Source organism: Sphingobium sp. B11D3A, assembly GCF_025961695.1.
GTDB lineage: Bacteria > Pseudomonadota > Alphaproteobacteria > Sphingomonadales > Sphingomonadaceae > Sphingobium.
Genome location: NZ_JAOQOE010000001.1, coordinates 2,271,000 through 2,286,596 on the forward strand (window position 1 = coordinate 2,271,000; position 15,597 = coordinate 2,286,596).

The following is a 15,597-nucleotide window of genomic DNA, read 5'->3' on the forward strand; positions in this document are numbered from 1 at the left end:
AGGGAGATCTGCATGTCCGCTCCGGAATTTTCTCTGCTGACAAAGCGCCGTTTCGCACCGATTTTCGTGGTGCAGTTCCTCGGCGCCTTCAACGACAATCTGCTGAAGTTCGCGCTGCTCTTCCTGGCAACATTCTCTCTCTACAAGGGTGACGCGAGCCAGGCTGGGCTGCTTTCGGTCATCGCGAGCGGCATCTTCATCGCGCCTTATTTCCTGTTCTCGGCGCTCGCCGGACAGATTGCGGACGCGCGTGACAAAGCTGCCCTGGTCAGATTCGTGAAGGCAGCCGAGATCGGCATCATGGGGATTGGCCTTGCCGGCTTCTGGTTCGAATCGGTACCCGTGCTGCTGGTCGCGCTCTTCCTGATGGGCATGCACTCAACGCTGTTCGGGCCCGTCAAATACTCGATCATTCCGCAGCACCTCCGCGAGAATGAAGTCGTGGGCGGCGTGGGTCTGATTGAAGCCGGCACCTTCCTCGCCATTCTCGGCGGCCAACTTTTGGCGCAGCAGATCCCCCCGTGGGAGGCTGGCGTCATCGCCACCGGCCTTGCGGTGATCGGCTTCCTCGTGGCCCTTGCCGTGCCTGCGGCGCCAGCCACGGCGCCCGGGCTGAAGATCGATGTCAACATCTTTGCCAGCACCTGGAACATCCTGAAGGCTGCGCGGCATGGCCGGGGGGTGTGGCTTTCGATCCTCGGCATCAGCTGGTTCTTCGCCGTGGGCGCCGTGCTGCTCTCCCAGTTCGGGCCGCTCGTTTCCGGCGTTCTGATGGCCAACAAGGACGTCGCCACGCTCTTCCTGGTCGTCTTCTCGATCAGCGTTGCGATGGGCTCGTTGCTGGTCAACGCACTCCTCAAGGGCGAGGTTTCGGCCCGCTATGTGCCGATTTCGGCCTTGCTCATGTCAGCTTTCATGGTCGATCTCTGGCTCTCCTCCAGTGCTTTCCAGTCGGTCGTGCTCGATGCGGGCGTCCCGGCTTTTCTGGCTACGCCGGGCAGCTGGCGGATCATCTTCGACCTCCTTGGCCTTGCCGTTGCAGGCGGCATGTTCATCGTGCCCTTGTACACGATCCTGCAGACGCATTCGCCGAGCGAGGAGCGTTCGCGCACAATCGCCGCGAATAATATCGTCAATGCGGCCGTGTCCGTCCTCGTCGTCATCGTCGCCACGGTCCTTCTCTCGACGGGCACCACCGTGCCCGGCGTCATCGGCGCACTTGGCTTTGCGACGCTCTCGGTCGCCCTCATCTCCTGCTGGCTGCTGCCCGAAACGATCTTCAAGGTGATCGTCAGATCCATTCTAAAAGTCCTTTACCGCGTTGAGCTGTTCGGGGCCGAGAATATGCCGCGCGCAGGCGAGCCGGCGGTGGTCGTCGTCAATCATGTCTCCTTCCTTGATGGCCTGCTGCTGGCAGCCTTCCTGCCTGGTAAGCCGACCTTTGCCGTCCACACGCGCATCGCCAAGGCCTGGTGGCTGAAGCCCTTCCTGCCGCTCTTCGATGCCTTTCCGGTCGACCCCACCAATCCGCTTTCCGCCAAGGCAATGGTGAAGGCCGTGCGTGAGGGGCGCACGTTGGTTATTTTTCCGGAAGGCCGCATCACCGTCACCGGTGCACTGATGAAAGTGTTCGACGGCCCCGGCATGGTCGCCGACAAGGCGGACGCGCCGATCATCCCCGTCCGCATCGATGGCGCACAGTTCACGCCGTTCTCGCGCCTCAAGGGGAAGGTGCGCCTTCGGCGCTTCCCCAAGATCCGCCTGACGGTGCTGCCAGCACGTCGCTTCTCCATCGAGGGGGATCACTCCGCGCGCACCCGCCGTGCCATCGCCGGGCGCCGTCTCTATGACGAGATGAGCCAGATGATCTTCGACACTTCGTCAACGCGCATGACTCTGTTCGAGGCGCTGCTTGAGGCGCGCGAAGTCCATGCCGGCGAAACCGAAGTGGTCGAGGACGTTAAGCGCGAACCGATGAGCTACGATCGGCTGATCATCGCGTCGCTCGCGCTCGCCAGACCTTTGAACGAAACGACGCGGCGTGGTGAGGCGGTCGGCCTGCTGATGCCCAATGTCTCCGGGGTGGTTGCGACCTTCTTCGCGCTACAATCGGGCGGCCGCGTTCCCGCCATGCTCAACTACACAGCCGGCCTCGCCAGTATTCGGGCGGCGTGCACTGCCGCGCAGGTTCTCACGATCATCAGTGCGCGGGCGTTTGTTACGCAGGCGAAGCTGACCGATCTCGTGTCAGCGCTGGAGGCCGATGGCCTTGCCTTCGTCTGGCTGGAGGATGTCGGCGCACAAATCGGGCTCGGCGCCAAGCTGCGCGCAAAGCTCGCAAGCCGGTCCGCGCTGAGCCGCCACAAGCGCCTGGGCCTCTCGCCGGATACCCCCGCCGTCATCCTCTTTACCAGCGGATCGGAAGGCCTGCCCAAGGGTGTCGTGCTCACGCATCGCAACCTGCTTTCCAATTGTCGCCAGCTCGCGGCGCGCATTGACTTCAATGCGAGTGACGTGGTGCTGAACGCCCTGCCGGTGTTTCACAGCTTTGGCCTCACGGGCGGCACGCTGCTGCCGATCTTCCACGGCGTGAAGACCGTGCTGTATCCCAGTCCGCTGCATTACCGGATCGTTCCCGCGCTTGCCTATGATGCGAACGCCACGATCCTGTTCGGCACTGACACGTTTCTTTCCGGCTATGCGCGCATGGCGCACGGCTATGATTTCTACTCACTGCGTTACATTTTCGCGGGCGCCGAGCGTGTGCGTGACGAGACGCGCAAGGCTTATGCCGAGAAGTTTGGACTACGCATTCTGGAAGGCTATGGAGCGACCGAAGCCGGGCCAGTGATCGCCGTAAACACGCCGATGCATTTTCGCTCCGGTACCGTCGGACGGCTGCTTCCCGGCATCGAGGCCCGCCTGGACGATGTGCCCGGCATTGAGGAAGGCGGGCGCCTTTCCATTCGCGGCCCAAACATCATGGCCGGTTACATGAAAGCTGATGCACCGGGCGACCTGCAACCGCCCGAAGGCGGGTGGCACGACACCGGCGATATCGTCACAATCGATGACGAAGGCTTCGTCACGATACGCGGCCGCGCCAAGCGCTTCGCGAAGATCGGCGGCGAGATGATCTCCCTTCCGGCCGTGGAAGCCTATGCTGCCAAGGTCTGGCCTGAGGCCGAACATGCAGTGGTGACCAGACCGGACCCGAAGAAAGGCGAGCAGCTGGTGATGTTCACCACGGCCAAGGACGCCAATTTCGCAGCGTTTCAAAGCTGGGGCCGGGCCAATGGCGTGACCGAGCTTTCCCTACCACGCGATATTCGCGTCCTGGATGCACTGCCCGTTCTGGGCACGGGCAAGCTTGATTATGTCAAGATGGGCGAACTAGCGGCGACGTAAGGTCGGGAGCGAATCTGCGAGTTGACGCTTGTGATGCGTTGTTCACATCGGTGCGAGACAACGCGTTATCACGGCCTGACGAGCGATTGTTTCGATGGCTCTTCACGCCATCGAAACAAGATGAACCCCGCTCGCCTCCTGCACAAACGTCCAGGTCTGACCCGTGAATTTCGCAATCACGTCGGCCGCCGTCCGGGCGTGCTGGCTTGGTTTGACCGTGGTAAAAGAACCGCCTTTCGCCAAGGCAAACGGCAGCAAAAGCTGATCGGCCAGATAAGGTCCTGCAAAGGCGGTAGACGCCATGTAACCGGCCATGCGGTGGGCGGCCGTCTTAGCGATTGACTCCGCGGACACGCCGAGTTTGCCAAACCCTGTGACGATTTCCGTGCCATGTTCGAACGCCGCCTCGAGCAGTAGGGCATTGCCCGGACCGTCGCTCTCGGGAAGTTGCCGTACCGCGAACGCTTCCTCGGGCCAGCTAAGAAACTTGGCGGCCGTCCTGAGCTCACGATCCGCGACATCAAATGGCAGGCCAGCGAAGAGGGCGGTCGCGGACACGCTCCGCAATGGTCCACGATCGATACAGTCGATGCGCCGAAGGGGTGCAGGTTCGATTGTCACCTCGATCCTGCCGCCACCACGCGGATAGAAACCGTGCCGCACCAGCTTCGCGGTAACGCGAGGCCCCATGCGATTGACGATTGGCAGGAAAACCCGTTCGATAAACTCGAACGGCGGCGCCATCATGTTGTGCGTGCCGCCCTCCAGCGCGAGGTGCGATGGCGCATCGGCCAGCAGCAGCGGCATGAGGACTGTCTGCAGCACCAGCCCGGTGCTGCCGGCAGTACCAACCGCGAAATGATAATCGCCTGGACGGACAGGGCCTGGCCGAAACACGATCTCGGATGAACCGATCGAAACGCCTTCGCACTCGACATTGCCAATCTCGCACGCCGCCTCGACCGCGGTCAGATGCTGGCGCATCAGTCCCGGCTTCTCGCGACGCCCGCGAATATTGGTGATGTGGAAAGGCTCGCCGGTCACGAGCGACAAGGCGAGCGCATTGCGCACGACCTGCCCTCCGCCTTCGCCTTCCGCTCCGTCGATGATGATCATATCTATCCCCAATGATGGCGTGAAGAGGTTACCCCTTCACGCACACCACCTGCTTTAACGTATGGACGATCTCGACGAGGTCGGCCTGCGCCGCCATGACCGCCTCGATCGGCTTGTAGGCCTTGGGCGTTTCATCGATCACCCCCTCGTCTTTGCGGCACTCGACGCCTGCGGTGTCTGCAATATGCTCGTCGAGTGTCACCAACTTCTTGGCCTGGGTCCGGGACATGATGCGGCCCGCGCCATGGCTGCAGCTATCAAACGATTCCTTGTTGCCAAGGCCACGCACGATGAAGCTTTTCGCCCCCATTGAACCCGGAATGATGCCCATCGTGCCCTTCGCCGCGCGCACTGCACCCTTGCGAGTCACGAGCACATTCTCGCCGAAGTGGTTTTCCCGCGTCACATAGTTGTGATGGCAGTTCACCGCTTCCAGCTCGGCGTCGAAAGGCTTCGCGATCTGGCCGCGCAGCGCCCGGATCACATTGGTCATCATCATGCGGCGGTTAAGCGCCGCGAAGTCCTGCGCCCACTCGACCGCCTCGACATAGTCGTCGAAATGATCGGTTCCTTCCGGGAAGTAGGCGAGATCCTCATCGGCCAGGTTCACGAACCACTTGCGCATGTCCTGCTTGGCGAGTTCGATGAAGAACGTGCCAATCGCGTTGCCCACGCCGCGCGAGCCCGAGTGGAGCATGACCCACACGCGCTGCTCGGTATCGAGGCAGAGCTCGATGAAGTGGTTGCCGGTTCCCAGCGTGCCCAGATGGACAAGCTGGTTGGTGTTCTTGAACCGCGGATATTTCGCCGTGATCCGGTCAAATCGCTCCACGAGCGTTGCCCAGGCCGAGACAATCTCGGCCGGCGGGTCGCCCCACGAACCGACATCGCGCTTGCCGCGATTGACGCTGCGTCCATGCGGCACAGCACGCTCAATCGCCGAGCGGATGCCCTCGAGATTGTCCGGCAGGTAGGTCGCTACCAGCGAGGTGCGCGCTGCCATCATGCCGCAGCCGATATCGACGCCGACCGCCGCCGGGATCACCGCCCCTTTCGTCGGGATGACCGAACCGACGGTCGCGCCAATGCCGACATGAACGTCCGGCATGGCCGCGACATGCTTGAACACGAACGGCATCTGGGCGGCCTTGCGGAGCTGCTCGCGCGCCTTGTCATCGACCGGCACGCCGCGGGTCCACATCTTGATCGGCTTACCACCCTCCACATGTTGCACATCAAAATTCGCCATCTCGGTCATTCCGACCTCCTATCATTACCTTGCGCGATGCGGCGACTGCCAAACGCTGAAGCTGATCAGGGCAGCTGGACTCAGCGAGACCCTGTCACGGAGCTATTGGGGCGGCCGGCCCATTCCGGCCGCCCTTGCTCCACCGCTATCGAGAAGGTCGAAATATCACCTCGCTCGATGCATTTATATCAGCACGGAATGTGCCAGTTTTCGATGCGGAGAGGGAGGTGTGTGCACATACCTCTGTATAACAAAGAAAAATTTATGGAATCGTATTCCTTGGTGAAGGCGGCACACGATTCCAGGAAGTAGATTTTATGATCGCTTCAGCTATAGATTTATCTTACAGGATAATAATGAAGCGCCTTACGGTTATCGGATTTCTGGGTTCCACGCTCGACGCAAGCAAGTTCGATGCGTCTCGTTGGAACAAGTGGCGTCCGTCGGTTGCTGTGACGATGCATCAAGATCTGCGCGTCGATCGCTTCGTCCTTCTGCATGGGACACCGCATCGTCGGCTCGCCGAGTTCATCATCAAAGATATCGCCTCGGTCTCACCGGAAACGCAGGTCGAACCGCGCCTGCTGGATTTTACGGACCCGTGGGACTTCGAGGAAGTCTACGGCAAGCTGCTCGACTTCGCACAGGGCGAGGTGTTCGATCCTGACACTGAGGACTATCTGATCCACATCGCCACCGGCACGCACGTAGCCCAAATCTGCCTCTTCCTGTTGACAGAGGCACGCTATCTGCCGGGCCGGTTGCTGCAAACCCAGCCCTCCCGTGGCAGCATCAATCCGGCCGGAACATGGGCGGCAATCGATCTGGACCTGTCACGATATGACAGCATCGCCACGCGCTTTGCCGTCGCGAGTGCGGACAGCGCGTCGTTCCTCAAGAGCGGGATTGATACGAGGAACCTCGCCTTCAATCACATGATCGATGAGATCGAGCATGTCGCGTCTCGCTCGCGCGCACCAGTCCTGCTCATGGGGCCAACTGGTGCCGGCAAAAGTCTGCTGGCCCGTCGTATCTACGAGCTCAAACGCCTGAAGCACCAGGTGGCCGGACCTTTTGTCGAGGTGAATTGCGCGACGCTCAAGGGCGACAGCGCGATGTCGGCGCTGTTCGGGCATCGCAAGGGCGCCTTCACCGGCGCGGCTGCCGACCGAGCGGGCCTGCTGCGGACCGCGGACAAGGGCATGCTGTTCCTTGACGAGATCGGAGAACTCGGCGCCGATGAGCAGGCGATGATCCTGCGCGCCATCGAGGACAAGCGTTTCCTGCCGGTCGGTGCCGACAAGGAAGTCGGATCCGATTTTCAGCTCATTGCCGGCACCAATCGCGATCTTGGCCAGGCCGTGGCATCGGGAGCCTGTCGAGAAGATCTGTACGCCCGCCTCAACCTGTGGACGTTCACCCTGCCAGGACTTGCCAGCCGCCGTGAGGATATCGGGCCTAATCTCGACTATGAGCTCGATCGGTTCGCCGAACGGGAGGGTGAACGCGTCAGCTTCAACAAGGAGGCGCGTCAGCGCTATCTTGCTTTTGGCACGTCGCCAGAAGCCCTCTGGCTTGGCAACTTCCGTGACTTGGCGGCCAGCGTGACCAGGATGGCGACGCTCTCGCCGCGCGGACGCATCGATCTTGAGTGTGTGGAGAGCGAGATTCTACGCCTCAAGCGTCTTTGGTCTGGTGCATCGGGCCAAAGCGATGATGACCTTGTTGATCTGCTCGGGGCCGAAGCGCTTGCGGATGTCGATCCCTTCGATCGGGTTCAACTTGCCGAGACGATCCGCATCTGCCGGTCGAGCAGGTCTCTCTCCGAGGCTGGCCGCCATCTCTTTTGCGTTTCCAGAGCCAAGCGCAGCAGCGCCAATGATGCCGACCGCCTCCGGAAGTATCTCGCTCGCTTCGGTTTGGACTGGGCAACCGTCGTCGCTTGAGAACGGCCGATTTGCGGAATGCCCTACTGTGAACTGCGGGAGCTTCCGGCGGCGATTATGTGGGCAGGAGCAGTGCCTACTCAGCTGGGAGGAAAGAGCACGGAACCAGACGCGATCCTCGATAGGAGGTTAGTTGGCTCGGATGTGGCAACGAAGGGCAGCTTAGTTAATCGTTGCGAGCCCCGCCGCTACCCCTCGCGACACGCTTTTCCCCCCGCCTCGCCCGCGCGCTTTTTGTGTCGGTTTTGATGCATTTTCACAGGCGCCGGAACCCGGCCTAAGAGCCGGACGGAGTTGCCGAATATATGGGTGCTCCGCAGATGCATTCTGATGCACACTAGCACCTGCTTGAATGCGATATCGGTCGATCTTTTCTGAGCGCCCAATCACGTCGCAAAATTTCTGAATTTTTCCTCTTCCGCCCAAGGCCGGGGGATGGGGTCGGGAAAACCATAACATCCATAATCTCGCGGAAACATTGCGCTGTAAGCCCCAGAAAACTGCCATTTCTGTGGTTATGGTTCGACCATAATCTTCGATAACCTCGAGGAGGTGAAAAACATAATCTCATTGAAAAGAAAGGACTTTTCGAAACCGAGATGTCACGTTCAAAAGACATAATCTGGTTATGGTAATATTATGGTAGATGTTATCGTGTAAGCATTTGAAATTAGGTCCATGTTATGGATATTATGTTTTTCCCGACCCCTAGTTGAGAGACGGAGAGAAACATCGCGGGTTTAACATTGGCTTGGTCCCACACCGCAAGTTCAACGACAATATCTGGACCAGCGGACAGCTCAGGTATTTCGCCGCCATAGCGGAGCTCCGGGTCGGATTTGTTCAATGGTACGTGTCATTCATTCATTAGCCTCTCACGACGGAACTGGGCCGGTTTCCTACCGGCAGCTTCGGGTGACAATTAATGCGGAGCGAACGTTCGTCTGCGGACCCCACTTGGCAATGCGTCGGGACGCAACCAAACTCGCACAGGGCGGATTCGAGTCGCGGCGAGGTGACTTGGCCATCGGAAAGGGGATAACCGCGTCTTGGCGCAGATCGGATGCTACATGACCGACGAGGAGGTTGCAGCGCTTGACGAATACGCGAAGTCGATCGAATTGACGCGTGCAGCGGTTTGCTCGCTCGTGATACAGCGCGAACTCCAGGCTAGCGAGCTGGGTCGCATATCCCGCCCCCGCCCCCGCCCACGGCGCTGTTCGGACGGCGTTGGCGACACGCGGCGACGGGTTACTTTTCACGTCGGAAACCCTGCGCTTAAACTCGCGTTTACGAGACATGTGAGATCGCTGGGCCTGGGCTCCGATGAGGCGGCATTCGCATTATTCAAAAAGGAGCTGAAAGAACGATGGCTTTTCAAGATGTTCGGTTTCCAAGGGAATCGAGGTTGATTCCAGAGTGTCAAACGGCTAGAATTTGGCGGCTAAAGGTGGGCTGGTGAAATTTATTCATGTTCGCTATATGTTCTCACCCGAATTGATGAGGAGGATCGGCGCATGCCGATGATGGCGGCCTACGAGCAGAACGATGCCCGCGATGCGGCAAGGCTTCTCGCGTCGATGACACTTGAGGGTCTGCGGCATGATCGTAACGACGCACTTGTCGGTAACGCGATCAACAACATGTATCGCCTTCTGGTCGGCTACCGTGCCCACGGCTTCTACGGATACTCTGAGGAGGGCCATCCGGAGGACGATGGTGCACTGACTTCGCTACTCACATCGACCGACCGTAACGTCGCCGACCTGAAGCATGCCCTCGACGCAGCATTCGGCAGTGCGTTCGCCGGGAGTGATCCCAGCAAGGCGATCGACGAGATGAAGGTCGTGCTGCGCATGACGGCGTTTCCGCGCGAAGGCGACCATCCCGATGCGACGGAAGTCGCCCGCACAGAGACCTTCTTCACGACGCTTCTCGACGAGTTGCAGGCCTGATTTCTCTTGGCTCCCTTTCTGTATGTCCAAGAGGAGTATGAAAACGTCAGGCGCGCGCTCGACGAAAGTCTCCGCTACGACTACGGACCCGGACAGACCGTCGACTACTACGAGGAGTGCCGTTTCAGACTGGACGGCATCCAAGCAGAGCTCGAGCGTTTGGGTCAAGGCGGTGCGGCGCCGGTGTCCGCCATCGTCTCGCAGCTGTGGGATTTGGCGAACCGCCTCACACTGATCGAGCGCTCTCACCTTGGTGAGTTTTCATGGCCTTTCGCCGATGCCATACGCGTGATCGCAAGTCCGCTCCTGCTCGAAAACGAGGGACTCGAAGGCGGGCATCAGCCTATCATTCACATGATCGCGGAAGGCACCAGCTACCAGATTACCAGCGAAAAGGTCATGGGACCGAACAAGCGACGCCGACTCTATACCGTCGCGTTCCCTAGACAACTCAAGCACCACGTGCTGATGCATGCGCTCTTCGGCCACGAGTTGGGTCACGCCACCTTCTACTCGTCGCGTGCCAGCGATCTCTTCAGCAGCGACCCGCTAAGCATCCAGCTTACCAAAATACTCCGGCGAGAGGGACACCTGCGCGACGCGGCTTCCGTGATGGCATGGCTGCGGAGCGAGGACGCTCCCGAGCGGGTAAAGCAGAGAATGAAAGGCATTACGGCTGTCATCACGGAAGCCAGCCTGGAGCACTGGATCGTTGAACTGATCTGCGACCTGTTCGGACTCGCGATCTTCGGTCCGGCTTTCGTTGCAGCGCATCGAACGTATCTGGAGCCGTCGTGCAAGAACCCACACCAGATCGAGATTGAGAAGACGTCGCACCCGTCCTACGCGCTCCGCCGGTCGGTGCTTGTCAGTGCGCTAAGGGTGCTAGGCTGGCTCGATCCCGTAGCGACAGCTGCGAACTCAGAGCTCTTAAACGCCGAACGCAGCCTGATCGACTATATTGGAGGCCCGGTAGAGTCTTGGACTGAGGTGTTCACACCCGATCAACTCTGCGAAGCGATGGCGACAATCAGCCGGCACTTCAACGCGACGGGGACACCGCTGGCGCAACGACCGAGCGAGGATGTTCTTGCCGACCTAGTCGGGCGGATCGGTAAGCATCTCCCGCCAATCCGCGAAGAAGTCGACGAGGAGGGAGTGTCAACGACGCATCCGGTACGGTTGGAGGAGCAGCTCTACGCAGGCTGGACCTACTGGCTGGGGCATGAGGCGCTCGACGCTCAACCGCTGGACTTCTACTCCCTGAACCAGCTGTGCGACCTAGCGCTGCTGCAGCAGCAGGCTATAGACTTGTCAGCGGGGAGGCGCAAACTTTGAGCATTCTGGGCCGACGCCAGATTATCGAGCGAATCAGGGACAAGAGGCTCGCCGTCACGCCACTCCTGTCGCCCACCCAGATTGGGACGTCGAGCATTGACCTGCGGATGGGAAACGTGGCGCTGATGGCGAGGGCACGGGGCTCGTCACACGTGGACCCGGCACTGGCCAAGTCCGAGACGAGGCAGAGTCCCTATCTCGCGGAAATGCGTCGCCAGCAGAAGCATGAGAGATACGAACTGCCCTTCGGCGCCGAACTTCTGCTCCACCCTGGCGCTTTGGCCCTCGTGCCGACGCTCGAATGGGTGAGCATCCCGTTCGACCTCATGGGTGAGGTGACCGCCCGTTCTACTTGGGCGCGCGAAGGCCTGAGCATCGCAACCGCGACACTTATCGAGCCCGGCTACCAAGGCATTGTGACGCTAGAGCTCGCGAACCTCGGCCAAATTCCGATCGCGCTCTACCCCGGACTAAAGATCGCGCAGATCGCGTTCTCCGAGGTGGTTGGTCAAGAGCCGCGAAAGGATAAACCCCAATTCACGGGCTCATTCAGTCCTTGGCAGGGCGCGCTGGCTAAAAAGGATGAGCTTCCTTTCCTGCCTGATAAGATTGGGGCACTTGAGCGCGGAGACAGTACGACGCAGGACTAGGGGGCTCTAACCATGCCCATTCCGACGTCGGTGTGATCATAGCCCGGCGCAAGGTCCGTCATGCAGGCGGTGCCGATTACCTTTGCGTGGACCGCCCGCGCGTTTGCATGCGGACCCAGCGCCTGCCACCAGAGAGCTGCGATACCTGCGACATGGGGGCAAGCCATGCTCGTGCCGTCGAGTTCGCGATAGCCGCTACCAGGCCAAGCCGACCTAATCGCCACGCCTGGTCCGCAGACGGTCGGCAGCGTATTCGAGAAGCCTGCGACAGTCAGGCCCGCCGGTGATTGCTCCAGAGCCCCGACGGCAATCACGCCTTCCGCCGCAGCGGGGAGTGACGCAGGAATTCTGAAGTTTGGATTGGAGGCTCGGTCGCTCTCATTGCCGCTCGCCGCGATCACCAGCATGCCGAGCCCATGCTCAGGCCGTTCGAGGAGGAAGGTCATCTGCTTGTCCAGCAGGCGGACGTTGCGTCTAAAGAGGTCGAGACCGCGTGCCGCTGCAAGCTTCTCCGACCATCCCTTCGCGATGAGCTGCTGGACCACTCCGGGTACGTCTAGACCTAGCGAGAGCGACGCGATGTGCGCACCTTTGTCCGCTGCCCACTCCAGACCCCTTACGGCCATCAGTGTGGATCCCTGTCCGGCTTGGTCCAGCACCTTTCCAATGAGCGCACGCTTGATGCCGGGCGCTACTCCGATGCGGCCGCCGCCGGCGTCCCGCCCGAACACTGTGCCGGCGCAGTGGGTGCCGTGGCCATGCCCGTCGCCGAGCCCAGTCCTTGTGAAGTCCGCCTGGACAATGTCTACGCCGGCGAAACTCGGGTGGGCGATGTCGATGCCGGTGTCCAGCACTGCGACTATCACACCCGTACCGTCGTGCGCAGAGGCGTCGGCCCCGACGGCAGTGATACCCCATAAGGGGGCGGGCGTACTCCCGCTAACCCTCGGCTCGATTAGAAGCGTCGGCATGTCCGGTGCGGCGGCTAGGGTGGTCGGATCGCGCTCAAGGTCGGCGACAGCGGAGACGGGAATACTGTGGAGTTCGACCGACGGTAGTCCGGCGTCCCGGGAGTCCATCATGTCGCTATCGACCATTTTTGCACCGGGCGGCGCGCGAAGAACAATCCAATCCTCGAATTCCATGAACCTTCCTCAGCCGGAAAAAGCGGCACATACCACGATCCTTGGTCGAGGGGGGCAGGTCAAGCGTCTTGCAGATCGGCCAGCTGAACCAGCAGTGGCTGAGATGGATGAGGCCCCACAGTTTGCGACCGCTCTAAAGGCTGTCGGGCTGCCCGACCAAGTGCCTGACCTGGGACGCTTAGCAGATACGTCGGTTCACCATCGGGAGCGTCCGATGTGCCAACCCGCACTCATAAATGGCTACTATTCGGACCACCCGACATTACTGCAACACGGCAAGCTGCCGAGCTTTTAGATTTCGGGAATAGTTCGGGACTCTCAGATCCGCCTACGGCCAAATGTTACGGCTCTGTTCCGCTTATGTGCCCTTGACCTGCTGGTGGAAAACCTAGAAAGCGCGGGAATTCCCGCGAGGGGGCGATTAGCTCAGTTGGTAGAGCGTCTCGTTTACACCGAGAATGTCGGCGGTTCGAGCCCGTCATCGCCCACCAGCATCCTGTCCGGCGATCACACGGGCGCGCCAAACCGTCCGCTGTTGAAATCATTGATCGCGGCGTGGATTTCCGCTTTGCTGTTCATCACGAAGGGCCCGTAGCCGACAATCGGTTCGTCGATCGGTTCACCGGTGAGGACGAGCAGGCTCGACTCACCTGCGGCCTGGATTTGAACATCCTTGCCATCTTGGCCCAGCAGCAGAACCTCGGCCTCATCAAGCGGCTGGGTGCCATTGATCGTGAGCCGGCCAGTCAGCGCGACGATCAGAGCAATGTGTCCCTCCGGCAGAGCGAGCGTCGTGTCCGCGCCTGCGGTCAGCCGTACATCCCACACGTTGATGGGCGTGAAGGTACGGGCCGGCCCCTGAGCGTCGCCAAGGGCACCCGCGATGATGCGTGCGATACCCGTAGCAGCACCGAGGTCGACGGTGGGAATGTCTTCGGCCGAAATCGCCTGATAACCCGCCGGCCCCATCTTGTCCTTGCCGGGCAGGTTCACCCAGAGCTGCACGATCCGGAACGGACCACCGGCGCGCGCGAAGGCGGGCGAATGGAACTCCTCGTGCAGAATGCCGCCGGCGGCCGTCATCCACTGCACGTCGCCAGGGCCGATGATGCCGCCATTGCCCGTGGAATCGCGATGTTCCACTTCACCATCATACACGATGGTGACCGTCTCGAAGCCACGATGGGGATGCTGTCCCACGCCCCGCCGCGCCTGGGTCGGTTCGAACGCGTGCGGCCCAGCATAATCGAGCAGCAGGAACGGGCTGATCTGTTGCCCGAGGTCATGATAGGAAAAGAGCGAGCGAACCGGGAAGCCATCGCCGACCCAGTGACCCTGATTGTTGCCGTAACGGCCGAGAATTGCCTTGCGCACGAACGATCTCCGCAGGCGGGCACGGGCCAGCCTTTCCCCATTCAGATAGGGTGAGGGCCTCAGGAAATGAAGGACGGACGGCGCAGCTGCTCGTCCGGCGCTCGCCCGAGACCGCTCAGCGCGGCGGCAGTGGGGGCCGCATGGCGTTGCGGCGCGGGCGGGTGAAGAGGCGTCCGCGTTCGGCCAGCAGGATGAAGACGAGCGCGACCAGACCGGTGGCCATGAAGCCTTCCGCAAGTGGCTGGGTGGTGCCATCGAACCGTTGTCCGGTCGCCGCCCCGATCAGCGTCGCAATCGCCATGCGCGCAAAGCTCTGGAAGCTGGCGGCCGACCCGGCGATGTGACCGAAGGGCTCCATGGCGATCGAGCCGAAGTTCGATCCGGTGAAGCCGACCATGCCCATGTTGAGCGCGATCAGCACCATGAACAGCAGCAGCGGCTCGGGATGCATCTGGCTGGCCAGCAGCTGGGCAATGCTGACGACGATGAAGAAGATGAGCGCGAGGTGCGAAACCCTGCGCGCACCGAAGCGCTCGACGATGCGGCTGTTCGAGAAGTTCGCCACCGCCATCGACCCCGCCACGCAGGCGAAGGCGAGCGGGAAGAAAGCCCCGGCATCGAACACGTCGAAGAAGATTTGCTGCGCGCTGTTCAGGAAGCCGAACATGCCGCCCATCATGATCCCCGCGCCGAGCATATAGCCCAGGCCTTGACGATCCTTGACGACCGCCGCCCAGTTGCGGGCGATGACCGGCAGGGAAATGCGCTGGCGCTGGTCTTCATCTAGCGTTTCGGGCAGCCGGCGCCATGTCCACACCAGCACGATGCTGGCGTAAGCCGCCAAGACGAGGAAGATCTCGCGCCAGGATGCCACGGTCAGCACCAGTTGACCCACGGAGGGAGCGATGACTGGCACCAGCATGAAGATGATGAAGATCACGCTCATCAGCCGCGCCATGGTGTCGCCCGAGTAGCGATCGCGGATCACGGACACGGCGAGTACGCCCAGGCCCGCGGCAAAGAAGCCGTGCACCGCGCGCATCGTGAGCAGCATCTCGTAGGTCGGCGCCAGAGCGCTGGCGAGGCCGCCGAGCGCCGAAAAGGTAATGCTGAGCAGCAGCATCGGCCTGCGCCCGAACCGGTCCGCCAGCGGGCCGGCGACCAGCGATCCGACGGCATTGGCCAGCATATAGGCCGTGATCATATATTGCAGCGAATTGGGATCGGCCACGTTCAGGGATGCGCGAATCGCGGGGAAGGCCGGCAGCATCGCATCGATGGCGAGCGCATTGAGCGCCATGATCGACGCCATCAGGCCGACAAATTCACGTTCGTTCATGGGAAAGGGTTTAGCCGCAGCAGTCATGTCGTCGTTTCGCTGTTCTGTTCGTGGCACGCCCTATGCACCGCCTGTTG

General features: G+C 61.1%; 10 protein-coding genes and 1 tRNA gene. 6 read left to right on the forward strand and 5 right to left on the reverse strand.

The features are described 5' to 3' along the window. The first annotated feature begins 12 nt into the window (after positions 1 to 12). The gene (locus tag M2332_RS10785; RefSeq protein ID WP_264574036.1) at positions 13 to 3,408 is read left to right on the forward strand and encodes an acyl-[ACP]--phospholipid O-acyltransferase; all 3,396 of its coding nucleotides are present in this window, start codon (positions 13 to 15) and stop codon (positions 3,406 to 3,408) included. A 102-nt stretch (positions 3,409 to 3,510) separates the two neighbouring features. Here M2332_RS10785 and rtcA read toward each other — a convergent pair whose 3' ends face one another. Both rtcA and M2332_RS10795 read right to left on the reverse strand, forming a co-directional pair. Further along, on the reverse strand, positions 3,511 to 4,524 hold the full coding sequence (gene rtcA / locus M2332_RS10790; RefSeq protein ID WP_264574037.1) for an RNA 3'-terminal phosphate cyclase: 1,014 nt from the start codon (positions 4,522 to 4,524) through the stop codon (positions 3,511 to 3,513). A 28-nt stretch (positions 4,525 to 4,552) separates the two neighbouring features. Next, positions 4,553 to 5,782, reverse strand: a complete 1,230-nt coding sequence (locus M2332_RS10795; protein ID WP_264574038.1) for an RtcB family protein — start codon at positions 5,780 to 5,782, stop codon at positions 4,553 to 4,555. Between the two features lie 308 nt (positions 5,783 to 6,090). Here M2332_RS10795 and rtcR point away from each other — a divergent pair, with 308 nt between their 5' ends. The 4 genes from rtcR to dcd all read left to right on the forward strand — a co-directional run bounded on the left by rtcR (position 6,091) and on the right by dcd (position 11,662). Then, on the forward strand, positions 6,091 to 7,719 hold the full coding sequence (rtcR, locus tag M2332_RS10800; RefSeq protein WP_319801488.1) for an RNA repair transcriptional activator RtcR: 1,629 nt from the start codon (positions 6,091 to 6,093) through the stop codon (positions 7,717 to 7,719). Positions 7,720 to 9,236: 1,517 nt separating this feature from the next. Next, a complete protein-coding gene (locus tag M2332_RS10805) occupies positions 9,237 to 9,674 on the forward strand; it encodes a hypothetical protein (protein ID WP_264574039.1) in 438 nt (145 codons plus the stop codon). A gap of 6 nt (positions 9,675 to 9,680) precedes the next feature. Next, positions 9,681 to 11,012: a hypothetical protein gene (locus M2332_RS10810; protein WP_264574040.1), complete on the forward strand. Its 1,332-nt coding sequence runs from the start codon at positions 9,681 to 9,683 to the stop codon at positions 11,010 to 11,012. After that, positions 11,009 to 11,662 carry a dCTP deaminase gene (gene dcd / locus M2332_RS10815; RefSeq protein ID WP_264574041.1) on the forward strand — a complete coding sequence of 218 codons (654 nt, stop codon included), beginning with the start codon at positions 11,009 to 11,011 and terminating at the stop codon, positions 11,660 to 11,662. Before M2332_RS10810 ends, dcd begins: the two co-directional genes overlap by 4 nt. On the opposite strand, the gene M2332_RS10820 is transcribed toward dcd, so the two are convergent. After that, on the reverse strand, positions 11,659 to 12,807 hold the full coding sequence (locus M2332_RS10820) for a S8 family peptidase (protein WP_319801489.1): 1,149 nt from the start codon (positions 12,805 to 12,807) through the stop codon (positions 11,659 to 11,661). The genes dcd and M2332_RS10820 overlap by 4 nt on opposite strands. A gap of 415 nt (positions 12,808 to 13,222) precedes the next feature. Here M2332_RS10820 and M2332_RS10825 point away from each other — a divergent pair. Beyond that, positions 13,223 to 13,298 (forward strand) — tRNA-Val (locus M2332_RS10825). Positions 13,299 to 13,314: 16 nt separating this feature from the next. Here the strand turns inward: M2332_RS10825 and M2332_RS10830 are convergent. Together M2332_RS10830 and M2332_RS10835 are read right to left on the reverse strand one after the other, a co-directional pair. Then, positions 13,315 to 14,181, reverse strand: a complete 867-nt coding sequence (locus M2332_RS10830) for a pirin family protein (protein ID WP_264574042.1) — start codon at positions 14,179 to 14,181, stop codon at positions 13,315 to 13,317. A gap of 115 nt (positions 14,182 to 14,296) precedes the next feature. After that, positions 14,297 to 15,520, reverse strand: a complete 1,224-nt coding sequence (locus tag M2332_RS10835) for a multidrug effflux MFS transporter (RefSeq protein WP_264571617.1) — start codon at positions 15,518 to 15,520, stop codon at positions 14,297 to 14,299. Positions 15,521 to 15,597: the final 77 nt, after the last annotated feature.